At 70.3% G+C, this 23,848-nt stretch carries 17 protein-coding genes and 2 pseudogenes; 10 read left to right on the forward strand and 9 right to left on the reverse strand.

Features of this window, described 5'->3' with window-relative positions; translation table 11 throughout:
- Positions 1 to 11 precede the first annotated feature (11 nt).
- Positions 12 to 1,499, reverse strand: coding sequence for an ABC transporter substrate-binding protein (locus MOTC310_RS11360; RefSeq protein ID WP_331293198.1), 1,488 nt, complete (start codon positions 1,497 to 1,499; stop codon positions 12 to 14).
- A 408-nt stretch (positions 1,500 to 1,907) separates the two neighbouring features.
- On the opposite strand from MOTC310_RS11360, the gene MOTC310_RS11365 reads away from it, so the two are divergent.
- Together MOTC310_RS11365 and MOTC310_RS11370 are read left to right on the forward strand one after the other, a co-directional pair.
- Complete coding sequence (locus MOTC310_RS11365; RefSeq protein ID WP_331293199.1) at positions 1,908 to 2,447, forward strand: PilZ domain-containing protein; 540 nt, start codon at positions 1,908 to 1,910, stop codon at positions 2,445 to 2,447.
- 119 nt (positions 2,448 to 2,566) lie between these two features.
- A pseudogene (locus MOTC310_RS11370) lies at positions 2,567 to 3,172 on the forward strand (HupE/UreJ family protein); the annotation flags it as partial.
- A gap of 19 nt (positions 3,173 to 3,191) precedes the next feature.
- On the opposite strand, the pseudogene MOTC310_RS11375 reads toward MOTC310_RS11370, so the two are convergent.
- Positions 3,192 to 3,389: pseudogene (locus MOTC310_RS11375) on the reverse strand (D-alanyl-D-alanine carboxypeptidase); the annotation flags it as partial.
- 220 nt (positions 3,390 to 3,609) lie between these two features.
- On the opposite strand from MOTC310_RS11375, the gene MOTC310_RS11380 reads away from it, so the two are divergent.
- From MOTC310_RS11380 to tcuC, 5 genes are all read left to right on the forward strand, one after another.
- Positions 3,610 to 4,299, forward strand: a complete 690-nt coding sequence (locus MOTC310_RS11380; RefSeq protein ID WP_331301817.1) for a metal ABC transporter permease — start codon at positions 3,610 to 3,612, stop codon at positions 4,297 to 4,299.
- A gap of 446 nt (positions 4,300 to 4,745) precedes the next feature.
- On the forward strand, positions 4,746 to 6,398 hold the full coding sequence (locus MOTC310_RS11385; protein ID WP_331293211.1) for a porin: 1,653 nt from the start codon (positions 4,746 to 4,748) through the stop codon (positions 6,396 to 6,398).
- A gap of 963 nt (positions 6,399 to 7,361) precedes the next feature.
- On the forward strand, positions 7,362 to 8,957 hold the full coding sequence (locus MOTC310_RS11390) for a porin (RefSeq protein ID WP_331301818.1): 1,596 nt from the start codon (positions 7,362 to 7,364) through the stop codon (positions 8,955 to 8,957).
- A 309-nt stretch (positions 8,958 to 9,266) separates the two neighbouring features.
- Positions 9,267 to 10,661 carry a 2-hydroxycarboxylate transporter family protein gene (locus MOTC310_RS11395; RefSeq protein ID WP_331301819.1) on the forward strand — a complete coding sequence of 465 codons (1,395 nt, stop codon included), beginning with the start codon at positions 9,267 to 9,269 and terminating at the stop codon, positions 10,659 to 10,661.
- Positions 10,662 to 10,685: 24 nt separating this feature from the next.
- Positions 10,686 to 11,993, forward strand: a complete 1,308-nt coding sequence (gene tcuC / locus MOTC310_RS11400; protein ID WP_331301820.1) for an MFS transporter — start codon at positions 10,686 to 10,688, stop codon at positions 11,991 to 11,993.
- Between the two features lie 13 nt (positions 11,994 to 12,006).
- Here the strand turns inward: tcuC and MOTC310_RS11405 are convergent, their stop codons facing one another.
- Positions 12,007 to 12,660, reverse strand: coding sequence for a GntR family transcriptional regulator (locus MOTC310_RS11405; protein WP_331301821.1), 654 nt, complete (start codon positions 12,658 to 12,660; stop codon positions 12,007 to 12,009).
- A gap of 115 nt (positions 12,661 to 12,775) precedes the next feature.
- On the opposite strand from MOTC310_RS11405, the gene tcuA reads away from it, so the two are divergent.
- A complete protein-coding gene (gene tcuA / locus MOTC310_RS11410) occupies positions 12,776 to 14,272 on the forward strand; it encodes an FAD-dependent tricarballylate dehydrogenase TcuA (protein WP_331301822.1) in 1,497 nt (498 codons plus the stop codon).
- 147 nt (positions 14,273 to 14,419) lie between these two features.
- Entirely contained in the window at positions 14,420 to 17,584 is a 3,165-nt protein-coding gene (gene addB, locus MOTC310_RS11415) for a double-strand break repair protein AddB (protein WP_331301823.1), read from the forward strand.
- Between the two features lie 76 nt (positions 17,585 to 17,660).
- Here addB and MOTC310_RS11420 read toward each other — a convergent pair whose 3' ends face one another.
- The 4 genes from MOTC310_RS11420 to MOTC310_RS11435 form a co-directional block, all read right to left on the reverse strand.
- The gene (locus MOTC310_RS11420; protein ID WP_331301824.1) at positions 17,661 to 18,890 is read right to left on the reverse strand and encodes an acyl-CoA dehydrogenase; all 1,230 of its coding nucleotides are present in this window, start codon (positions 18,888 to 18,890) and stop codon (positions 17,661 to 17,663) included.
- 113 nt (positions 18,891 to 19,003) lie between these two features.
- Complete coding sequence (locus MOTC310_RS11425; protein WP_331301825.1) at positions 19,004 to 19,933, reverse strand: AEC family transporter; 930 nt, start codon at positions 19,931 to 19,933, stop codon at positions 19,004 to 19,006.
- Positions 19,934 to 20,041: 108 nt separating this feature from the next.
- The gene (locus MOTC310_RS11430) at positions 20,042 to 20,521 is read right to left on the reverse strand and encodes a hypothetical protein (RefSeq protein WP_331301826.1); all 480 of its coding nucleotides are present in this window, start codon (positions 20,519 to 20,521) and stop codon (positions 20,042 to 20,044) included.
- 92 nt (positions 20,522 to 20,613) lie between these two features.
- Positions 20,614 to 21,816: a trans-sulfuration enzyme family protein gene (locus MOTC310_RS11435; protein WP_331301827.1), complete on the reverse strand. Its 1,203-nt coding sequence runs from the start codon at positions 21,814 to 21,816 to the stop codon at positions 20,614 to 20,616.
- A gap of 122 nt (positions 21,817 to 21,938) precedes the next feature.
- On the opposite strand from MOTC310_RS11435, the gene MOTC310_RS11440 reads away from it, so the two are divergent.
- Positions 21,939 to 22,457 (forward strand): TspO/MBR family protein, encoded by a 519-nt coding sequence (locus MOTC310_RS11440; RefSeq protein WP_331301828.1) that lies wholly within the window; start codon positions 21,939 to 21,941, stop codon positions 22,455 to 22,457.
- Between the two features lie 127 nt (positions 22,458 to 22,584).
- Here the strand turns inward: MOTC310_RS11440 and MOTC310_RS11445 are convergent, their stop codons facing one another.
- Both MOTC310_RS11445 and MOTC310_RS11450 read right to left on the reverse strand, forming a co-directional pair.
- A complete protein-coding gene (locus MOTC310_RS11445) occupies positions 22,585 to 23,112 on the reverse strand; it encodes a phosphate-starvation-inducible PsiE family protein (protein WP_331293278.1) in 528 nt (175 codons plus the stop codon).
- A gap of 121 nt (positions 23,113 to 23,233) precedes the next feature.
- Positions 23,234 to 23,791, reverse strand: a complete 558-nt coding sequence (locus tag MOTC310_RS11450; protein WP_331293223.1) for a DUF4337 domain-containing protein — start codon at positions 23,789 to 23,791, stop codon at positions 23,234 to 23,236.
- Positions 23,792 to 23,848 lie beyond the last annotated feature (57 nt).

The following is a 23,848-nucleotide window of genomic DNA, read 5'->3' on the forward strand; positions in this document are numbered from 1 at the left end:
GGAGCGCAGCATCAGTTGAGCTTCAGCCCGGTGAAGCGCACGAGCCCGTCCGGGTAGGGCACGAAACCCGTGATCTTCTGGCTGTAGGCCCAGAGCAGCTTGCGGTGCAGGATGTAGATGCCCGGCCGGTCCTTCAGCACCTGATCGGCGAGGGCCTTCCAGGCGGCCTTGCGCTTGGCCGGATCGACCGTGCCGCGCTCGGCCTGGAGGGCCGCGTCGGCCTCCGGGCTGCAGTACTTGGGATAGTTCAGCGCCGCCTTGCAGAACAGGAAGCTGAACGTGTTGCCGTCCGGGTCCGAGCGGCCGCTCCAGGAATACAGCTGCGCCTCGTAATTGCCCTTGTCGGCGGCGTCGAGCGCCGTCGTGAAGTCCACCGCCTGGATCTTCACGTCGAAGCCCGCCTCCTTGGTCATGGCCTGGATCACCTGGCCCACCTGCGGCGACTCGCTGTTGGCGTAGACGGTCAGCGTGATCTGCGGGTTCGGCTTGCCGGCCTCGGCGAGCAGGGCCTTGGCCTTGGCCACGTCCCGCTTCGGGATCGGGTACTCGGCGACGTAATTCGGGTTCTTCGGGTTGACCCACTGGTTCCCGGCCAGGAACTCGCCGTTGTAGACGACCTGGTTGATGGCGTTGCGGTCGATGGCCGCCTCGAAGGCGGCCCGCACCTTCGGGTCGGACACCGGCGAGCCGGCCTTGTTGGGGTTGAACAGGATCTCCTGGAAGCCGAGCTCGTAGGTCGAGTCGAGCTTCAGCTTCGCGTCGCGCTTCACCTGCGGCACGTCCGTCGGGGCGAGCCGCTCCAGCAGATCGAGCTGACCGGCGCGCAGGTTGGTGAGCCGCACGGTGGCGTCGGGGATCGGCCGGAACTCGATCCGCTGGATGTGGATCGCGTCCTTGTTCCAGTAGTCGGGGAAGCGCTCGACCACGATCCGGTCCTGCGGCACCCGCTCGACGAACTTGTACGGACCGGCGCAGACGGGGGCCGACGCGAACTTGTCGCCGAGCCGCTCGGCGGCTTTCGGCGAGACCATCATGCCGGCCCGGTCGGTGAACTGTGCCAGCAGCGGTGCGAACGGCTGCTTCAGGTTGATGCGGAAGGTGAGGTCGTCGACGACGTCCACCGAGTCGATCGGCGCGATCTCCGAGCGGCGCTGCGAGCCCGGCATCTTCATGTGCCGCTCGATCGAGAACTTGGCCGCCGCGGCGTCGAGCTTCTCGCCGTCGTGGAACAGCACGCCCGGGCGCAGGTGCATGGTCAGCGCCTTCTCGTCGGGCGACAGCTCCCAGGAGGTCGCGAGCTGCGGCACCGGCTTCAGGTCGGGCCCGATATCCACGAGCTTGTCGCAGAGGGCGGCGAACACCATCCGGCTCGCGAAGGTGCGGGCGAGCGTCGGATCGAGGGCGTCCGGATCCTCCATCATACCGTAGCGCAGGGTCTGTGCGGCGGCGGGCCCGGTAAGGGCGAACCCGGCGAGGAGGCAGGCGGCGAGACGCAACATGAGACCGGTCCGGATGGCGGCGGGAGGAACGGAGCAGGGCGGCCACCTCCGTTCCTGGGGCGGCCGACAATGTTGCCCGACCGTGTGGCATGCACAATCCCAGGCAGCATCCATGCCATACGGTCAAGATGCATCTTGTATTCAATCCCTGCCGGGACCCCGTCGGGGCATCTGCCGGCACGGGCTGGCGTGCGCGGCGCGCGACGTCGCGCCGGCGTCGCCACGGCCGCGGATCGGACCGGCGCGTTCCGTCCCGTGCGCGCCGGATCGCGGACGCGGATCGACATAGATCGGGACAAGTCAAATTTTAATGATTGGTTGAACAGCGCGGAAAAAATTTCTGCCGCACAAGCTCTCCGATGTATTTCACGTGATGAAACGGGCGCGATGGTCGGGCGGCACATCGTCATGTTGCCTGCGTTGTGCTGGAACCAGCGGCGTCGCGACTTCTACGCCGTGACGGCCGATGTCTCGACGGAGGGAATCCGGTTCCGCTCCTCCTCGCTCCTGGCGCCGGGTGAGGATCTCACCTGCAGCATCCGGCATATCGGGATGCTCGAGGCGCGCATCGCCCGCGTCGCCGGTCAGGAGTTCATCGTCTGTGTCCGCGGTGGGCGCGCGATCCTCACCGATCTCGCCCGTCAGTTCGTGACGCTGGCGCGGGCGCAGGACCTGCAGCCCGAGCCGATCCGGGCTCACCGGCGGATCGTGCCGAAGCAGAAGATCGTTCAGGTCACGACGGCGTCCGGCGAGGCGTTCCAGGGGCACGTCCTCAACGTTTCGGCCTCCGGCGTCGCGCTGCTCGTCGACCACGAACTGGAGATCGGCGCGAGGATCCAGGTCGGGCGAAAGACCGCCACGGTGATGCGCCACTTCACGCACGGCGTCGGGGCCGCCTTCGCGGAGCCGTTCGCGCCGTCCGCCGTCCACGAGGCGATGTCGCTCTGAGGCTCCGGCTCCGGCTCCGGCACGGGGCGGCGCTGCGCGGCGGCGATCATCGGTCGCCGGCCCCTCGCAGAGGCGGCGGAAGGGCGCTACATCTTCGCGGGTCCAGCGAAGGATCCCCGATGAAGCGCCTGCTCTCCGCCCGACCCGCCGCATCTCTGGCGCTCCTGCCGGCCGCGCTCACGCTGCTGCCCCAGGCGGCGCTCGCCCATCCGGGCCACGGCGTCGCGACGGGCGCGGAGGCGGGCTTTCTCCACCCGCTTCTGGGTGCCGACCATGTGCTCGCGATGGTGGCGGTCGGCCTCCTGGCCTGCCTGCGCGGCGGGCGGGCGCTCTGGGCCCTGCCCCTGTCGTTCCTGGCGCTGATGAGCGTGGGGGCGGGGCTGGGCATGGCCGGCGTCGCCCTGCCGCATGTCGAGGTCGGGATCGCGCTGTCGATCGTCGCGTTCGGCCTCGCCGCCATCGTCGGCCTGCGCGCGCCGGTCGCCCTTCTGGCCGCCCTGGTCGGCGTCTTCGCGGTGTTCCACGGCTACGCCCACGGGGCCGAGATGCCGGAGACCGCGTCCGGCCTGTCCTTCGGCCTCGGTTTCCTCGCGGCCACCGCGCTCCTGCACGTCGCGGGCATTGGCCTCGGCATCGCGGCGGCGCGGATCGGGGCGACCCGGGCCGCCCCGGCCCTCGGCGCCGGCCTGGCCGCGGCCGGTCTCGCCCTGCTGGCNGCGGAGGGTGGGACGGGTGGCACCACACGTGCAGGGTCTTGCCGCTCTTCACGTCCACGACCATCGCGGCGTAGGGCGGGTTGTAGCCGCCGGTGGCGCGTGCGTGGTGATGGTGCCTTCCGCGCTTGGCCTCGGCCGGCGAGGCCAGGGCCGTCAGGACCGCGGCGGCCAGGATCGCGGCCGGGAGCGCTGGAATCGTCCGGGAGCGGCCTACTACGCTACGCATCACGCCTGATTGCCTCGCGAGACCGGTCTGGCCGGTCGTATCCCCTGCGGAGCCTCCCGCCGATCGCGTGGCCCCGCTGCATCAGTGGAGACTTAGGCAGGTGCAGTTACAGGCCCGTTAATGCGATCGCGGCGCGTGCCGGATCGCCGGGCTGACGTCGCCCCATCCCGCCCCACGTCCCGCCGGTCGCAACAATCCCGGCATCGAGAAGAGAACCCCCATGGCAAAACTCACGACCCTCGCCCTGATGGGCCTGCTGGCCGTCACGACGGGCGCGCAGGCGGCTCCGAAGGTCGAGCGCCTGCGCGGGACCGTCGAGGCGGTCTCGGGCGGCGGCTTCACGCTGAAGACGCTCGACGGCGCGGCGGAAACCGTGGCGCTCGCCCCGGATGCGAAAGTCTCCTGGGTCGTCCCGTCGAGCCTCGACGCGATCAAGGACGGCGTCTTCATCGGCACCGCCACGAAGGGCGAGCCGCCTGTGGCCCTGGAGGTGGTCCTGTTTCCCGAGGCGATGCGCGGCACCGGGGAGGGGCACTACGACTGGGACATGATCCCCGACCGCACGGCGGGCGGCGCGCCGGTTCGGAGCGCCATGACCAACGGCACCGTGAAGGCGGACCTGCGCTCGACCGCGCCGGACGCGCCCCGCGTGAAGAGCGCGATGACCAACGGGACGGTGAAGGCCACCGGCGGCGGGGCGGAGCGGACCCTCACCGTCGATTATGGCCAGGGCCAGTCCCTGCAGGTTCTGGTGCCGCCGCAGGCGCCGGTTGTCAGCTTCGAGCCCGCCACCGCTTCGGCCGTGGCGCCCGGCGCCAAGGTCTTCGTGATCGCCGCGCGCGGGGATGACGGCCGCTTCACTGCCCGGCGCGTCGCCGTCGGCAAGGACGGGCTGACGCCGCCCATGTGAGCGGACGATGTGACGGCGGGCCATCCGAGGCCGCCCACCTGAACTCTCCGCGCGTGGCGGCCGCTCGGCGCCGCCTCGCCGGCGAATCGCCTGAGGCGGGGTTGCAGCCCGGTCCCGGCCCGAGGCCGGGCGGGCTTCTGCTCGTCGAGGCGGCAGATCAGCCGCTCACGACAGCATTCGTGCACATTCGGCGAACCGTTGCCGACTAAAGCACCCCGAGAATGTTGCCAGGCCGCAACATCAGGCTGGAACTGCCAAGCCGGCCGCGAATCCTCGTTGCTCGCAGAAACCCGTTCGCACATGGTGATCGTGCACGGGGGCATCGCCAAGCGAGAGCCCGCAGGAGCCTGCCACTCAAGACGCAGGCCAAACCTACAGAACGTGCGGCTAGACCCGGAAAACCGGGCACGTCCGCATCATTGGGTCTCGAAGCTTTGGAGATGTCTATGAAGCTCTTGAAGAGCTCATTGCTCGGGTCTGCTGCTGCGTTCGCGGCGGTGGGTGCTGCTCATGCCGCCGACCTGCCGGTCAAGAAGGCGGTTCCGATCGAGTACGTCCGCGTCTGCGGCGCGTACGGCGCCGGCTTCTTCTACATCCCCGGCACCGACACCTGCCTGCGTCTCTCCGGCCGCGCCCGGTTCGAGGGCGGCTACATGACCAGCTACTCGCGCCAGAACGGCAACGGCGGCGACACGTCGGGCTACCAGGGCCGCCTGCGCATCAACCTCGATGCCCGCACCCAGACCGCCTACGGCACGCTGCGCGCCTTCGTGCGCCTCGATGCCGGCGCCCGCACCGGCTATTCCGGCGTCGGCACCTCCGGCACCCAGCAGCGCATCGGCCAGGCCTTCCCGGGCCTTGGTATCGACAGCTTCGGTCGTGACCAGCAGTACGTGAACGTCGACAAGGCGTTCATCCAGTTCGCCGGCATGACCGCCGGTCGCGCCTCGTCGTTCTTCGACTTCTACGCCCACGACTTCGAGTTCGCCGGCGCCACGCTCGGCTCGGACGTGTTCTCGACCAACCTGCTCGCCTACACGGCGACCCTCGGCAACGGCCTGTCCGCCACGATCTCGGCCGAAGACCCGGTCTTCCGCCGCAGCCCGATCTTCTCGCCGACCAACAACCCGGCGGGTGTGACGGTCAACGCCAACATCGCCAACTTCGCGCAGGGCAACTCGCCGGCCCCGGTGTTCATCGGCTACACCGGTGCGACGCCGACCCGGTACAGCTTCGTCGACGTGATCCAGCGCTCGCGCATGCCCGACGTCGTCGGCGCCCTGCGCCTCGACCAGGCCTGGGGCTCGGCCCAGCTGTCGGCCGCCGTGCACGAGCTGAACGTCGGCAACGTCGCCAACGGCGCGGGCACCGGCACCGGCTCGAACATCAGCATCCCGCACACGAACAACTCGTACGGCTGGGCGGTGCAGGGCGGCCTGAAGATCAACACGCCGTTCATCGCGCCGGGCGACGCCCTCTACCTGCAGGGCGCCTACGGTTCCGGCGCGCAGCTCTACACCGGCTACTCCGCCTTCAGCGGCTCCTACTCGCAGAACGCGGCCACCATCCAGGGCCAGAAGTTCAACCAGTACTTCAATGACGCGACGGTCAACCCGTTCACGGGTCAGATGGAGCAGTCGACGAGCTTCACCGCCACGGCGTCGTACCTGCACTACTGGACGCCGGAGTGGCGCTCGGCCTTCTTCGGTTCGTACGGTGAGATGAACTACAGAAGCGGTGCCCGTCTGGCCCAGGGCGCGGCCTTCTCGGTGGTCAATCCGGCCGGTGCCAACTCCTTCGGCGTGAACGGCGTCGGCGTGCCGGGCACCCGGTTCTTCCAGCTCAGCGAGGCGCTGCGCGACACCTACCAGTTCGTGGCGGGCGGCAGCATCATCTGGTCGCCGGTCAAGGACCTCGATATCGGTGTCGAGGGCTTCTACACCCAGATCGGCGTCAAGAACGGCCGCGTGATCGACAAGGACAAGAGCCCGACGGCCTACGCGAACGTCGCCGGGATCAACAACGGCACCTTCGTGCCGCGGACCACGACGGCGGACAGCGTGTCCACCTTCCGCTTCCGCGTCCAGCGCGACTTCTAAGCCACTCAAGCCGGCGCCGGGGCTTCGGCCTCAGCGCCGGTCCCCGTGCTTCAGGAACCTCAAGGCTCGGCTTCGGCCGGGCCTTTTTCGTTTTGCGCCGTTGCCCCGGGCCAGCGACGCCGCGCGCCGCCAGCGGACGAGATCGGCCGCGCGTCCCGGTGCGCCCGGTGCCGCCGTGACACGGCGCGGTGCGTCGGCGGGCGCGGTGCCGCTCGCCGGGCGGCCCTTGGGCCGGACGCGTTCCGCTGCCCGGTAGGGGGCGCCTCGCCGCGCGTGTTCCGGTCGCCCGCAGACAAGCAAGTGAGGGGTACCGCGACGCTCTGTGCCGCGCGGGTCCGGCTACCGGTGCGCGGCACCGTTCCCGTGAGCCCCCGTCCGGACCCTCTCCGCGATAATCGAGCCGGGCCAGTTCGCCGCGTCCTCCGCCGCACGCCCTCCGGCAGATGATCTCAGTCCGGTGCGACGAGTCGGGCACGCGCGGCTCGAGCTTCGAATCGCGTGCCGACGGCCGCGTCCCGGTGAGGGGGTACCGGGAGGGATTCGGCCGCCGCCGCCTTGCCTGTCGCATCAGGCGCGGCTTGTGCCGCCGCCCTGAGCCCGCTCCTGCGCGATCGCTTGTCGGGTGGTCGATATCGACTGAAAGCAAAAGTAATAATGATAGATGTTTAAGATTAAATGTCTTCTCGTATGGTTTTCTCCCCAGTAGGAGTTGTTTTATGCCGATGACTTTTATTTAGAAAAGTTGCTAAGTTACAACAATTATCTGCAGGGATTGGCAAAAAACTGAATCCTTGTTGCGGACGCGGGCGCGTCTGCACAGTGTATCCGGGCAAATGGGCCTCAAAGCCGTTGTGGCAAGCAAGATCGTGCCGATGGTCCGTGAATAATTCACGGCATGTGTTTGGTGTGTCCGAGTTTGCTCATCCGTTTGCGAGATTTGAGCTTCAAATTACGGAGACATCGATGGCATTGCTGAGATCGTCGTTGCTGGGGTCTGCTGCCGCCTTCGCGGCACTGGGCGCCGCGAACGCCGCCGACCTGCCGGTCAAGAAGACTGTCCCGGTCGAGTACGTCCGCGTCTGCGGCGCGTACGGCGCCGGCTTCTTCTACATTCCCGGCACCGACACCTGCCTGCGCATCTCGGGCCGCGCCCGGTACGAGGGCGGTTACATGACGGCGTTCACGCGGCAGGCCGGCACCAACGCCGGCGACAGTGCGGGCTATCAGGCCCGCCTGCGCATCAACCTCGATGCCCGCACCCAGACCGCCTACGGCACGCTGCGCGCCTTCGTGCGCCTCGATGCCGGGTCCCGCACCGGGTACGCGCGCTCGGGCACGCAGGCGCGCATCGGTCAGGCCTACGACGCCACCGGTGTCGATCAGGCCGGGCATGCGCAGCAATTCATGAACGTCGACAAGGCGTTCATCCAGTTCGCCGGCCTGACCGCCGGCCGCGCCGCGTCGTTCTTCGACTTCTACGCCCACGATTTCGAGATCTACGGCGCGACCGCGGGCTCGGATGTCTCCTCCACCAACCTTCTCGCCTACACGGTCGCGGCCGGCGCCGGCCTCTCGGCCACGCTGTCGATCGAAGACCCGGTCTTCCGGCGCAGCCCGATCTACGCGCCGGCCGGCACCGCGTCGCCGGTGAGCCCCGTCTTCGTCGGTTACTTCGAAGGCGCGCCGATCAGTGTCGGCAGCATCGACAGCATCCAGCGCGAGCGGTTGCCCGACGTCGTCGGCGTCCTGCGCGTCGATCAGGTCTGGGGCTCGGCGCAACTCTCCGCCGCGGCGCACGAGTTGAACGTGGGCGATAGCGCGGCGACGCACGCGGCCGGCGCCGACGTCAGGATCGCGCATACCAGGAGCGTCGAGGGCTGGGCGGTGCAGGGCGGCCTGAAGATCAACACGCCCTTCATCGCGCCGGGTGATGCCCTCTATCTCCAGAGCGCCTATGCCGACGGCGCGCAGATGTACACCGGGTACTGCGCCTTCACCGGCTGCTACACGCAGCTCAACAACGGCTTCCAGGGCCAGAAGATATCCCAGAGCTTCTCGGACGCGACGATCAATCCGTTCACCGGCCAGCTGCAGACATCGCAATCCTTCTCGGCGGTCGCCTCCTTCCTGCATTACTGGACGCCGGAATGGCGCTCGGCGGTCTTCGGCTCCTACGGCGAGCAGGATTTCTCCCGCAACGCCCGCCTCGCCCAGGGCGCGCTCTACAACGTCCTGAATGTCAACGGCGCGGCCAATCTCGGTTCCAACGCCGTCGGCGCGCCCGGAACACGCTTCTACCAGTTGAGCCAAGCTCTGCGCGACACCTACCAGTTCGCGGCGGGCGGCAGCATCATCTGGTCGCCCGTGCGCGACCTCGATATCGGCGTCGAGGCCTTCTACACGCAGATCGGCGTGAAGCGCGGGCGCGCGATCGACTCCGACAAGAGCCCGACCGCCTACGCGAACGTCGCCGGCATCAACAACGGCACGTTCGTCCCGCACACCGTGACGCACGACTCGGTCTCGCAGGTCCGCTTCCGCGTCCAGCGCGACTTCTGATCGACGGTACCGGCGGCGGGGTCTCGATCCCGCCGCCTGTCCCCGTGCACGACACCTGCGAGGCCCGGTTCAGCGCCAGGCCCTTTTTTATGTGCCGTGCCACGACGCAGGCGCGGTCTTAATCCCGGCCCGCGGGACAGGTCGCGCCCTTTGTTCCCCGGATCGCGTTGCCGCCCCTCATCCGCGCTGATACGCCGGATGTCACTTTATCTCCGCCGATCGTGCGGGACTCGACGGACCGCGGCTCAGGACGCGGCCGCGAGGGCGCGGCGAAACGGCCCGCGAGCGGTCAGATACCCGGGGGACGCCATGACCAGCACCGCTTCGCCGAGCCCGCTTCCAGCGCCGGCTCCAGCCGCCGCGGGGAGCCGGGTCGAGGACGGGCGCGCGACCCGGATCTGGCCGGACGTCTGGTGGCGCCTGATCGACTTCAAGATCGGCATCATACCGCTGCCGATCTTCGCCGTCCTGGCGATCCTCCTCACCGTTCTGGTTCAGGAGGGCGAGATCAAGCCCGACGGGCCGACCATGATCGCCGTGCTGGTGATGGGCGGCTTCACCTGCGCGGAGATCGGCAAGCGGATCCCGATCCTGAGGAACATCGGCGCCGGGGCGATCTTCGCGACCTTCATCCCCTCGGCGCTCGTCTACTACGCCCTGGTGCCGCCGCAGATGGTGAAGGCGATCACCGATTTCACCAAGTTCACCAACTTCCTCTACATCTACATCGCCACGATCATCGTCGGCTCGATCCTCGGCATGGACCGGGAGGTCCTGATCAAGGGCTTCCTCAAGATCTTCGCGCCGCTCGCCCTCGGCTCGGTGGCGGCGGCCCTGGTCGGCACGCTGGTCGGCACGCTCCTCGGCCTCGGCCCCTACAAGACGTTCTTCTTCATCGTCGTGCCGATCATGGCCGGCGGCGTCGGGGAGGGGGCGATCCCGCTCTCCATCGGATACGCGGCGATCCTGGGCCTGCAACAGGGCGTCGTCTTCGCCCAGGTGCTGCCGCCGGTGATGCTGGGCTCCCTGACCGCGATCATCCTGTCGGGGACCCTGAACTCCGTGGGGAAGCGTTATCCGCACCTCACCGGCGAGGGCCGCCTCCAGCCCGACTCGGACGGCATCACGTCGAGCGACGCGCAGGCCAAGACCGAGGCGGCCAAGGGCCAGATCGACCCCGCCACGATCGGCGCGGCCGGGCTCACGGCGATCACCCTCTACCTGCTCGGCGTCATGGCCCACCACCTCGTCGGCCTGCCGGCGCCGGTGGCGATGCTGTTCCTCGCCGTCCTGGCGAAGCTCGCCAGCGCGGTATCGCCCCATCTCCAGGCCGGCGGCTTCGTGGTCTACAAGTTCGTGCAGGTCTCGATGACCTACCCGCTGCTGTTCGCCATCGGCGTGGCGCTCACCCCCTGGCACGAGCTGATGGCCGCCTTCACGCTGGTGAACCTGATCACGATCGTGTCGACCGTCGTGACGCTGATGACCGTGGGCTTCTTCGTCGGCCGCTGGCTCGGCATGTACCCGATCGAGACCGCCATCGTGAACGCCTGCCACAGTGGCCAGGGCGGCACCGGCGACGTGGCGATCCTGACAGCGGCGAACCGCATGGCGCTGATGCCCTTCGCGCAGATCGCCACCCGCATCGGCGGCGCGCTGACCGTGACCGGCACGATCGTCGCCATGAAGTGGATCGGTGCCTGACGGGCACCCGGAAAGGACGTCGTCATGGCCGGTGATCCCGGGGCCGTCGAGGCCACGCTCAAGTCGCGGATCGGCGCGATCCTCCGCTCGACGAGCGGCAACTTCCTGGAGATGTTCGACTTCTTCCTGTTCGGGTTCTACGCGACCTACATCGCGCGGGCGTTCTTCCCGTCGGGCAACGAGACCACCGAGCTGCTCCTGACCTTCGGCACGTTCTGGCTGGGTGCCCTGATGCGCCCGCTCGGGGCGATCGTGCTCGGCGCCTATATCGACCGGATCGGCCGCCGGAAGGGCCTGATCATCACGCTCGCGATCATGGCGAGCGGCACGGTGCTCATCGCCTTCTGCCCGAGCTACGACACGATCGGGGTCGCGGCCCCGCTGATCGTGCTGGCCGGGCGCCTGCTGCAGGGCTTCTCGGCGGGCGTCGAGATCGGCGGCGTCTCGATCTACCTGTTCGAGATCGCCACGCCCGGCCGGCGCGGCTTCTACACGTCGTTCCAGTCGGCGAGCCAGCAGGTGGCGATCATGTTCGCCGCCCTGATCGGCTACGGGCTGAACGCCTTCCTGACCAAGCAGCAGATCGGCGATTTCGGCTGGCGCATCCCGTTCCTGATCGGCTGCCTGATCGTGCCGTTCATCTTCTTCATCCGGCGCTCGCTCCAGGAGACGCAGGACTTCGCCAAGCGAACCCGCCACCCGACCACCCGCGAGATCCTGACCACGGTGGCCGCCAACTGGCGGATCGTGCTGCTCGGCATGATGCTGACCACGATGACCACGGTGACCTTCTACATGATCACCGTCTACACCCCGACCTTCGGCAAGAACGTCCTCAAACTCACCGAGACCGAGAGCCTGATCGTGACGCTGTTCGTGGCGATCACCAACTTCATCTGGCTGCCCGTGGGCGGGGCCCTGTCGGACGCCATCGGCCGCAAGCCGGTGCTGCTGACGATCTCGACCCTGTCGCTGCTGACGACTTACCCGGCCCTGCACTGGCTCGTGGCCGATCCGACCTTCGGCAAGATGCTCGCCGTCGAGCTGTGGTTCTCGTTCTTCTTCGGGGTCTACAACGGCGCGATGGTGGTCTCGCTCTCCGAGGTGGTGCCGGCGCATGTCCGCGCCAGCGGCTTCTCGCTGGCTTACAGCCTCGCCACCGCGCTGTTCGGCACGGCCACACCGATGGTCTCGACCTACCTGATCCAGATGACCGGCGACCGGGCAGCGCCGAGCTACTGGCTGATGGCGGCCGCCGCCTGCGGCATCGTCGCGACGCTCGCGCTGTTCCGGAGCGGTCCGCGGGTCGAACGTGCCCCCGCCCACGCCTGAGGGCTGAGGCCGCTCAGGCCCCCTGCCAGATCCGTATCCGGGCCTTGAAGGCGGCCCGGATATGGGCCCGGGCGGCCGCCTCGGCGCCGTCCGCGTCGTGGGCGCGGATCGCCGCCACGATGGCGGCGTGCTCGGCGAGGGATTCCGCGGCGCGGTCGGGCGCCGCCAGCGTGGTGGCGCCCGGCAGCAGCACCAGCGACAGGCGCATCGTCTCCAGCGTGCCCTGCAGGAAGCGGTTGCGCGCCGCCCCGTGGATCTGGCGGTGGAACTGGCGGTTGGTGCGCGCCAGCGCCGGCGCGTCCCCCAGCAATGTCCGGTCCCGGGCGACCATCTCCTCGAGGATCTCGGTCTCGACCGTGCTGGCGTGGATCGCCGCGAGGCGTGCGGCGGTCCCTTCCAGCACCTCTCGCAGGTCGTAGAGCTCGCTGACCTGTCCGTAATCGAGCTGCGCCACGCTGGCGCCCCGGTGCGGCTCGTGGGCGACGAGGCCCTGCGCCTCCAGCCGGCCCAGCGCCTCGCGCACCGGCGTTCGGCTGATCTGGAACCGCTCGGCGAGCTCCGCCTCGCGCAGCCGGCTTCCGGGCGCCAGTTCGCCCTCCTCGATCGCTCGCAGCAGCCGCTCATAGGCGCCGGCGCCGCTGAGGCGCTCCGATTCGCTCGCCTTCATCCCGGCTCTCCTCGGCTTGGCCATAGCGCGAAAGCGAAGGACCTGGAACGCTTGCGGCAAATTGCATGCAGACGTATACAATGACGCGAGATGAACCGGTGAAGAGGAGGCGGGCATGCAGCGACCGGGCGATGCGCAATGGGATGTGGTCGTGGTCGGATCCGGCAACGCCGCCATGAGCGCCGGTCTCGCCGCCCTGGAGCGCGGCGCGTCCGTGCTGATGATCGAGAAGGCCGAGCAGGACCTTGCCGGTGGCAACACCGCCTACACGGCCGGCGCCATGCGCTTCGTCTACGCGGGCAACGACGACCTGATCCCGCTGCTCGTCGATCCCGAGGATCCGCGCCTGCCGCGAACCGATTTCGGCGCCTACACGGCGCAGAAATTCGAGGCGGATCTGCTCGGCTTCAACGACGGGCGGCCGCTGTCGCGCGAGCAGCGCATCCTGATAGACGAGAGCGGCGCGGCTCTGCGCTGGCTCGCCACCCAGGGGGTGAAGTTCGAGCCGATCTATTCCCGTCAATCGTTCGAGAAGGACGGGCGCTTCGTGTTCTGGGGCGGCCTGACGCTCGCCACCCACGACGAGGGCTTCGGCCTCGCCCGGGCCGAGCTGGAGGCCTTCACGAAGGCCGGCGGCGAGATCCGCTACGGCTGCCCGGCCAAGGGTCTGATCGTCGAGGCGGGGCGCGTCGTCGGCGCGGAGACACCGCAGGGCGCGGTCCGCGCCAAGGCCGTCGTGCTCGCCTGCGGCGGCTTCGAGTCGAACGCCGCCCTGCGGACGCGGTTCATCGGCGACGGCTGGGACAAGGCCCGGGTGCGCGGCACGCCCCACAACCAGGGCGACGGGCTCCAGATGGCGCTCGACCTGGGGGCCAAGGCGCACGGCTTCTACGGCGGCTGCCACGCCACGCCGATGGACCTGCACACCCCCGATTACGGCAACTTGGCGCTGCCGCACGGCGAGCGCAAGCATTACCGGAAGATCTGTTACTTCCTGGGATTGATGCTGAACGCGGACGGCGCGCGGTTCGTCGACGAGGGCAAGGACTTCCGGAACTACACCTACGCCCAGTTCGGCCGCGCGATCATGGAGCAGCCCGGCCACGTGGCCTGGCAGATCTTCGACGCCAAGGTCGATCACCTGCTCTACAGCGAGTACCGCTTTCACGACGCGCATTTCATCGAGGCCGACACCCTGGACGGGCTTCTCGACCGGCTCGAGGGCATCGACCGGGATGCGGCGCGGCGGACCATCGCGGCGTTCAACGCCGCCGTGGACGAGAGCGTGCCGTTCGACCCGACCGTGAAGGACGGGCGCGGCACGAAGGGCCTTCCCCTGCCGAAGTCGAACTGGGCGCAGACGATCGAGACCGGACCGTTCAAAGCCTACCCGGTCACGGGCGGCATCACCTTCACCTACGGCGGCGTCGAGGTCGGCGATGACGGCGGCGTGAAGCGGGAGGACGGCAGCGTCATCCCGGGCCTCTACGCCTGCGGCGAGATGGTCGGCGGCGTGTTCTTCAACGGCTATCCCGGCGGCTCGGGGCTGACCTCCGGCGTCGTGTTCGGCCGCCGCGCCGGCTACGGCGCCGCCGCGGGGGCGACGGGCTGAACCGAACCGGGAGGAGGCGGTTCGGCCGGTCCTGCGATCCGCCCGGCCGGTCCGTTGCGAGAACCGTCGATCGGGCCCGCTCCGCACAGGGCACAGCGGCCCATCGCCCTCTGTCCGAGACCCTGCCGTGGGCGTAGAAGCCCACCCATGCCCGCCCGACAGGCCGTCTTCACCATCTCCCGCGGCGTCCCGTTCCTGCCGACGCTCGCCGAGGCGCTGCTCTCCGGCCGGCTCGTCGGGCCGGTGGCGGACGATCCGCTGGCGCTCGCCGCCGTCACCATCTACCTCCCGACCCGCCGCGCGGTCCGGGCGCTCGGCGCGATCCTGGCCGAGAGGCTCGGCCGCGACGCGCCCGGGCAGGCGACGCTGCTGCCGCGGATGATACCCCTCGGCGAGGCCGACGAGGCCGAGCTCGAACTCGCCGCCGAGCCGCTGCTGGAGGAGAACGCCGACCCCCTGAGCATCCCGATGCCGCCGCTGGAGCGCCGGCTGATCCTGGCCCGCCTCGTCCAGGCCTGGGCCAGGACCGTCGATCGGACGCTGCTGCCGCTCGACGCCGAGGTGCCGTTCCTCGTGCCGTCCTCCCCCGCCGACGCGGTCGGGCTCGCCGGCGATCTCGAACGGCTGATGGACGCGCTCACCGTCGAAGGCCTGCCCTGGTCGGAGATCGGCGCCGCCGTCGAGGCGGAGTATTCCCGGTACTTCGGCCTGACCCTGGACTTCGTGAAGATCGCCGCCGAGAACTGGCCGAAGCTCCTGGCCGAGCGGGGCCTCGCCGATCCCGTCGCCCGCGCGCGGGGCCTCGTCCTCGCCGAGGAGCGGCGCCTGTCGCGCGGCGCGACCCTGGATCCGGTGATCGTCGCCGGCTCGCTGGGCTCCGTGCCCGCCACGGCCAAGCTCATCGCCGCCGTGGCGAAGCTCCCTCGGGGCGCCGTGGTGCTGCCCGGTCTCGACCTCGACCTCGACGCGGCCGGCTGGGACGGCATCGACACGGGCGAGGGTTTCTCCCGGATGATCGCGCACGGCCACCCGCAGGCGGTGCTGCACCGGCTGCTCGGGCCGGAGAACCTCAACCTCGGCCGCGCCGAGGTCGTCGCCCTCGGCGAGCCCGATGCCGGTCAGGCCGCGCGGGCCGCGCTCCTGTCGCAGGCCCTCCGACCGGCCGACACCACCGACGCCTGGGCGGCCCTCGACCCGGCCGCGCGCGATACCGTCGCCTGCCTCGGCCTTGAAGGACTGGCGCTCGCCGAGGCCGCCGACGAGCGCGAGGAGGCGCTGGTCGCGGCGCTGGCCTTGCGCGAGACCCTCCAGACCCCCGGCGCGACCGCGGCCCTGATCACCCCCGACCGCGGGCTCGCCGGTCGGGTCGCCGTCGAGCTGCTGCGCTGGGGCATCGTGGCCGAGGATTCCGCCGGGCTCTCCCTGGCCGTGAGCCCGGCCGGGCGGCTCGCCCGCCTCGCCGCGGAGCTCGCCGCCGACCTGGCCCGCGATCAGGCCGACGCGATCCCGGCCCGGCTGATCGCGCTGCTCTCGCATCCGATGGTCCATCTCGGCCTGCCGCGTCCCGACGTGGTCCGGGGCGCCGCGGCCCTGGAGATCGGGTTGTTGCGCGGCCCGGTCCCGGCCCCTGGCTTCGACGGCCTGCGCAAGGCCCTCGCCGCCGAGCGCGCCGGGCCGCCCGAGCACCGGCCCCGGGCCAAGCGCCGCCTGAAGGACGTCGACTGGGAGCTCGCCGCGGACCTGCTGGACCGGCTGGATCTGGTGTTCCGGGATTTTCCGGGCCCGGACGGGGCGGGGGATTGCGATCTCGTCACCGCGGCCACGGGCCACCGGGAAGCGTGCGACCGGCTGATCGCCGGTCCGGAGGACAGCCCGCAACCGGAGGTGGACGGCTCCCTGTCCTGCCTCGACGCCCTGTTCGACGACCTGGAGATGGCCGAGCCCGGCCTGATGCCGGGGCGGTTCGACGATTACGCCACCTTCTTCACGTCGCTGGCCCGGGAGCGCAAAGTCGCCTGCTCGGGCGAGGCGCCGCATCCGCGTCTGCGCATCCTCGGGTTGCTGGAGGCGCGCCTGCTGTCGGTGGACCGCGTGGTGCTCGGCGGGCTGGACGAGGGCGTCTGGCCGGTGCGCACGCTGACCGACTCGTTCCTCAACCGGCCGATGCGCGAGCGCGTCGGTCTCAACCCGCCCGAGCGGCGGATCGGCCAGATGGCCCACGACTTCGTTCAGGCGCTCGGCTGCCGCGACGCGGTGATCACCCGGGCCCTGAAGCGCGAGGGGGCGCCGACCGTGCCGTCGCGCCTGATCCAGCGCCTGCGCGCGCTCTCGGGCGATGCCCGCTGGGACACGGTCCTGCACGCGGGGCGCCGGCTCACGGGGCTCGCCGCCCGGCTCGACGCGGCGCCGCCGGAGCCGCGGCTGAAGCGCCCCGCGCCGAAGCCGGACCCGGCCCTGTTCCCGCGCTCGCTCAGCGTCACCGAGATCGAGACGCTGGTGCGCGACCCCTACAGCATCTTCGCCCGCCACGTGCTCGGGCTCGACCCGCTCGATCCGCTGGCGGCGGCGCCGGGCGTCGCCACCCGCGGCTCCCTGGTGCACGACGTCTTCGCGGAATTCGCCGGCCGCCATCCGACGGACCTGCCGCCGGACTCGGCGGAGCGGCTGCTGAACCTCGCGGTGAACGCCTTCGGCGACATCGAGGCGGAGTACCCGAACCTCTACGCCGAGTGGTGGCCGCGCTACGAGCGCATGGCCTCGGCCTATCTCGACTGGGAGGCGCAGCGCCGGCCGGGCCTGACCCGGGTCTACCCGGAAGTCTCCGGGCGCTGGGTGATCCCGATGGGGCGCGAGACCTTCACGCTGCGCGCCCGGGCCGACCGGATCGAGCTGCGGCCGGACGGCACCGCCTGCATCGTCGACTACAAGACCGGGACGCCGCCCTCGGGGAAGATGATCTTCTCCGGCTTCTCGCCGCAGCTCACCCTGGAGGCGGCGATGCTGATGCACGGCGCCTTCGCGGACCTGCCGGCCGTGAAGACGACGCCGGACCTGCTCTACGTCCACGCCTCGGGCGGCCGGAAGCCCTTCGTCCCGATCCCGGTGAAGCCGCCCCGGGGCGAGGAGCGCGGCGTGGAGGCGATCGTGGCCGAGCACGCCGCGCGGCTCCGGGGGCTGGTGGCCCGGTTCATGACCGGCGAGGCGGCCTACACGGCAAGGCCCTACCCGCAATATGCGAGCAAGTACGGCGCCTACGACCACCTCGCCCGGGTGCTCGAGTGGTCGCTCGCCGGCGACGAGGGCGGGGAGTAACCCAACCCCGTTGCTTCGAGGATATCCCACTCGCACCCGAGGATGAGGGTGCGGGTGGGAGGCGCTTCCCTGGATCTCAGAAGAACGCCTGAAGCCCCGTCTGCGCCCGGCCCAGGATCAGGGCGTGGACGTCGTGGGTGCCCTCGTAGGTGTTCACCGTCTCGAGGTTCTGGGCGTGGCGCATCACGTGGTACTCGCCCATGATGCCGTTGCCGCCGTGCATGTCCCGGGCGGTGCGGGCGATGTCGAGGGCCTTGCCGCAATTGTTGCGCTTGATCAGCGAGATCATCTCGGGCGCCATCTTGCCCTCGTCCATCAGCCGCCCGACCCGGAGCGAGGCCTGGAGGCCGAGCGCGATCTCGGTCTGCATGTCGGCGAGCTTCTTCTGGACGAGCTGCGTCTGCGCCAGCGGCCGGCCGAACTGCTTGCGCTCCAGCGTGTAATTGCGCGCCCGGTGCCAGCAATCCTCGGCGGCGCCCATCGCGCCCCACGAGATGCCGTAGCGCGCCCGGTTGAGGCAGCCGAACGGCCCCTTCAGCCCGGAGACGTTCGGCAGCAGCGCGTCCTCGCCGACCTCGGCGCCCTCCATGACGATCTCGCCGGTGGTCGAGGCGCGCAGGGACAGCTTGCCCTTGAGCGTCGGGGCGGACAGGCCCTTCATGCCCTTCTCGAGGACGAAGCCGCGGATCGCGCCCTCGTGCGCGTCGGACTTCGCCCAGACCACGAACACGTCCGCGAAGGGCGCGTTCGAGATCCACATCTTGGCGCCGGAGATCCGGTAGCCGCCGTCGATCTTCTCTGCCCTGGTCTTCATGCCGGCCGGGTCCGAGCCGGCATCCGGCTCGGTGAGGCCGAAGCAGCCGATCCACTCGCCCGAGGCGAGCTTCGGCAGGAATTTCTGCCGCTGCTCCTCGGAGCCGTAGGCGTGGATCGGGTACATGACGAGGGAGGATTGCACGCTCATCATCGAGCGGTAGCCGGAATCCACCGCCTCGACGGCGCGCGCCACCAGCCCGTAGGCCACGTAGGAGGCGCCCGCGCAGCCGTACTCCTCCGGCAGGGTCACGCCGAGGAGGCCGAGCTCGCCCATCTTCCGGAACAGGCCGGGATCGGTCTTCTCGGTGGCGTAGGCCTCGACGATGCCGGGCAGGAGCTGCTCCTGCGCGAAGCTCTGGGCGACGTCGCGGATCGCCCGCTCGTCCTCGGTGAGCTGGCCCTCCAGCAGGAAGGGATCGTCCCAGACGAAGCGGGGTGAGGCCGGGGCCGACGGGGAGGCGCTGCCCGGAGGGCGCATCGGAGCGTTCATCGAAATTCCTCGCCTGCAGGGAGGCGCGGGTCTTCGAGGCCCGCGCGCTTGGATCTACCCTAGACCCGCGCGGCGCCCGTTCCAACGCGCGCGGTGACGCCGGGGCGCCGCCGTCACGCCCGGCCGAGGAGCATGAGCCACGCCAGTGTGGTGAGCGGGGCGAGGAGCGTCGAGACCAGAACCGAGGCCGCGACCATGCCGGTCTCGGTCCGGTAGCGCGCCGCCAGCAGGTAGGCGTTGATCCCCACCGGCATGGCGGCGAACAGGGTGGCGACGCCCGCGTAGGCGACCGGCATCGCGAAGACGTGGAAGGCCAGGACCCAGACCGCCAGCGGGTGCAGGAGGTTCTTCAGGAGCGCGATCACCAGGGCGCCCTTGAGGTCGAACAGCACCCGGTAGCGCTTCAGGCCGGCGCCGAGCGCCACCAGCGCGCAGGTGGAGGCCGTCCCCGCGAAGGCGTCGATCAGCGACCGGGCGATGCCGGCCGGCGCGAGGCCGAGGGCCTTCATGGCCATGCCGACCAGCAGCGCCACGAAGATCGGGTTGCGCAGCAGCACCAGGGCCAGTCCCCGGATCCGCGCCAGGACCGGCAGGCCGGAATCGGACTCGATCAGGAAGGTGGCGCTGCCCATCATCAGGGGCAGGTGGACGGCCAGGAGCATGAACAGCGGGAAGGCACCCTCCTCGCCGTAGGCCTGGAGGATCATCGGGACGCCCACGAACACCGTGTTCGACTGGCTCGCCGCGAAGCCGTGGAGGATCGCGCCGCGCCGCTCGATCCCGGCCCGGCGCCGGGCGATCAGCGTGCCGACGAACCACGAGATCGCCGCGCCGCCGAAATACGCGACCCAGTAGGACCACGCGACGGTCCCGCTCATCCCGGGCTTGGTCAGCGTGGCGATGATCAGCGCCGGGACGGCGACGGCGAAGACGTACTCCGACAATCCGTCGCTGACCTTGTCGGAGAGGAGCCCCGCGAGCGCCGCCGCCCAGCCGATCAGGACGATCCCGAAGATCGGGGCGATGATGGCGAGGGCGGTCACGGATCCGGTCGGCGTGCTAGGGGCGAGGCTCCGCCCTTAGCACGCCGCCGCACTCATGCACCCCCGCCGGGAGAATGGGAGGGCGGATCCCGCCGCGGAAGCGGCGGCCTACTTGTTCTCCAGGACCTTGATCGGATCCGTGCGCTGGCTCGCGGGCGGCTCCTTGGTGAGGTTGGCGCCGCCCTCTCGCTGCGCCTTGACGTCCTGCGGCGCACCCGGTCCGCCCACGGCGCGGCCGCCCTCGGCGCTCTGCGTCGGCACCGTGCCGGAAGCGAGTTCCAGGCAGGTCACCATCTCGACGTAGGACGGGTAGCCGCCCGCCTTGAACTGGTCCTGGCACTGGCGCTTGGCGGCGGGCGTGTAGCTGCTCCAGTGCCGCTCGGCCTCCTTCCGGGCGTCGCGCTCGGAGCGGATGCAGCCGTCGTAATTCGCCTTGTCGCTGATGGTCGTGTTGGTGACCTGGGCCGACTGGCAGGTCCGCTCGACGTCGAGGGTGGGCACCGCGTCGGCCCGGGCGGAGGCCGGCGCGAGCGCCAGGGTGAGCAGCGCGAAGGTGCCGGGGACCGTCGTGCGGAATCGGGTCGTCATGTCGTCAGACTCGCGATCTGTGGCGGTTCGCGCCGCCGGAACTGCCGGCACAACGCGCCAGGATCCCGTTCGGCACCAAGCACCCTCGACAATCAGCCCCCGTGGGCGCCGCGCAGGGCCCGATCGAGATCGCCGTACAGGTCGTCCGTGTCCTCGATTCCGGTGGACAGCCGCAGCAGGTCCGGCGGGCAGGGGCTGCCCGGGCCCTCCACCGAGGCGCGGTGCTCGATGAGGCTCTCGACGCCGCCGAGCGAGGTCGCCCGTTTCCAGAGCCGGACCCGCGCCGCCGTGGCGATAGCGCCCGCCTCGCCGCCGGCCGTCCGGATCGACAGCATGAAGCCGAACCCGTCCCGCATCTGCCGACGGGCGACCGCGTGCCCGGGATCGTCCGGAAGCCCCGGATAGAGGACGCGGGTCACGTGCGGATGTCCGCTCAGGCGCTGGGCGAGGCGCAGGGCGCCCGCCGCCTGCGCGGCCGCCCGCAGATGCAGGGTCCGCAGCGAGCGCATCAACAGGTAGGCCTCGAAGGGCCCCAGGATGCCGCCGCTTCCGGCGCGGATCCCCCGGATTCGCTCCCAGAACGCGTCGGCCCGCGCGCCCGCCAGCACGCCCGCCACGACGTCGGAATGGCCGTTGAGGATCTTGGTGGCCGAGTGCATCACGATGTCGGCGCCGAGTTCCAGGGGCCGCGTGTGCACCGGCGAGGCGGCCGTGGAATCGACGGCGAGCCGTGCCCCCGCCACGTGTGCGATCTCGGCCGCGGCAGCGATGTCGGTGACCGTCCAGAGCGGGTTGCCGGGGGTCTCGATCCAGACGAGCTTGGTCCGGCCGGGCTCGACCGCGGCGCGCAGGGAGTCCAAGTCGTCCGTGTCCACGAAGGTGAGCGTCAGGCCACGCCGGGGTGCCTCCTCGCGCAGCCAGCGCTTCAGCGCCCAGTACATGACGGTGCCGGCGACCACGTGGTCGCCGGGTTCCAGCGCGCCGAACACCGCTGTCGCCGCCGCCATCCCGGAGCCGAACAGCAGCGCGCCGGCCCCGGCACCCTCCAGCATCGCCAGCACCGACTCCGCCTCGCGCACCGTGGCGTTGTCGGGCCGCGCGTAGCTGTAGCCCGAGCTGTAGCCGTTGTCGGGATCGCGGACGAAGGTGGTGGCGACGTGGAGCGGCATGACCACCGCCCGCGTCTCGGGCTCGATCCGGCCCATCGCCTGGGCGGCGAGGCTCCGGCGCGTGAAATCCGGCTCGGCGTCGCTCCGTGTATCCGACGGACCCTGCGGCGCGTTAGGCTGTGACATCTGGCGATTCTCGGCGGATGGAGACGGGCGCGTGCCACGGCACGCCGGCCCCGGCAAGCCGCGCGCCCGAGCCGTATACCGAAGCCGCGCCCCGAAGCCGCGCCCCGTGGAGACGAACGATCATGACCGCCGCCATACAGGTCCCCGGGATCTCGCCCCTGCCGCGCTGGCTGCGCCTCGCCGCCGCGATCCTGCCGGTGGCGGCCACTGCGGCGATCGGTTCGGTGGCGACCCGGGCCGAGATCCCGGGCTGGTACGCGAGCCTGAACAAACCGGTCTTCAACCCGCCGAACTGGGTGTTCCCGGTCGCCTGGACGATCCTCTACACGATGATCGCCGTGGCGCTCTGGCGGCTGCTCGGCGCCATGCCGCGCACCGGTCCGAGCCGCGAAGGCTGGTGGCTCGCCCTCGCGGCCTTCCTGGTGCAGATCGCCCTCAACGCCGCCTGGACGCCGGTCTTCTTCACCGCCCACGCGATCGGCGCCGGGCTGATCGTCGTCGCGCTGCTGCTGGTGATGGTGCTCTGGACGATCCGGCTGACCTGGCGGTTCGACCGGCTCGCCGGCTGGCTCCTCGTCCCCTACGCCGCCTGGGTCGCCTTCGCGACGCTCCTCAACGCCGCGATCCTGCGGATGAACTGATCCCGCGTCCGGCAGGGCTCCAGGCCGTCGCCGCGCGCAGCGACCCGGGGCCTCCGGAGATCGACGGTGTGGCGCCGGTGGATCGCGCCGCTCCGCCCACGCGCGTGATTGTGGCGCGGCGGAGCCGTCAGGGCTCGCCGGCCGGCTTCTCCTCGCCGGCCGGCCGGCCGTCGTCGCGGGCGCGGTGGAGCAGGAAGATCGCGAAGACCATGGTGAGGATCAGTCCCGCGAGCACACCGAGCTCGATCATGGAGGCCTGGAACAGCGCCTGCTTCTCTGGCGACCAGTCCTTGGCGTGCATGATCTCCGAGGATTGCAGGGTGATCACCAGCACCCGCCGGATCGAGGCGATCAGCCCGACGATCAGGAACGGCTCGCAGGTCAGCGTGCCCGATCGCATCGAGACCCGCACCGTGTGCAGGATCTCGATCAGCATCAGCAGGAACAGCAGGCGATCGATCACCTCCAGGATCTGCTGGGCGCCGCCCATCGCCCGCAGGGCCTCCCAGGTCATCCCGGCGGCCTCGATCAGCGCCACGAGGGCCGTGAGCGCCAGCAGGATGCCGAGCGCCGCGTAGATCGCGTGCTCGGTGTGCAGGAAGATCGCGCTGGCGATCCTCGTCAGGCGCCCCTGGCCGTCCGTCTCTTCCGACATCATTCCCCCCTGGAACATGCCGAGACGACCAGCTTCCGCTGCGCGCGTCCAGTCCGACGACGCCCGCGACCGCGCCGCATCACGCCGGAATGGCGTTACGCCGCATCTGCGTCGGGCGATCTCAGTGGAAGAACGGCAGGGCGTGCGGCGCGAAGTAGCCGAAGCCGAGGAGTGCCGCGCCGGCCAGGCCCAGGAAGCCGCCGGCGAAAACCAGCAGCGCGATGCCGGTGATCACCTCCGCCGAGGCCAGCACGATGCCGATCTGGAAGGCGGCCGAGGCCAGTTCGTAATGGTGGTAGCGCAGGAGCGCGAGGTCGCGCCGGCCCTCCGAGGCCCGCGCCTTCTCGGACAGCTCCTTGCGGCCCTCGCCGGTCGACGGCTCGGAATCCCAGCGCGCCAGCGTCTTGGCCCATTCCGCGCGCTTGGCCGCGATCGCGTCCTGGTTCGGTCCGGGCGGGAGCAGCGCCAGGGCCTCGTCGGCGGTCTTCAGGACCGTCGAGCGGATCGTGCGGGCCTGGAAATAGGCCCACTGGTTCGCCGCCTCGACATTGGCGCCGATCGAATCCGTCTGCGACGCCTTGCCCAGCGTCTCGCTGAACGCGAGGAACAGCGCCAGCACCGAGATCAGCAGCGCCACGCGCTTGTTCGACCCCTCGACCGCCCCGTGACCACCCGACATTGGTTCGCGCGTCTCCGTTGATTCGACGGGGCCGAGTCACAGCCCATCGCGGCGCGC

This window comes from Methylobacterium oryzae, assembly GCF_036441375.1.
Lineage (GTDB): Bacteria > Pseudomonadota > Alphaproteobacteria > Rhizobiales > Beijerinckiaceae > Methylobacterium > Methylobacterium oryzae_A.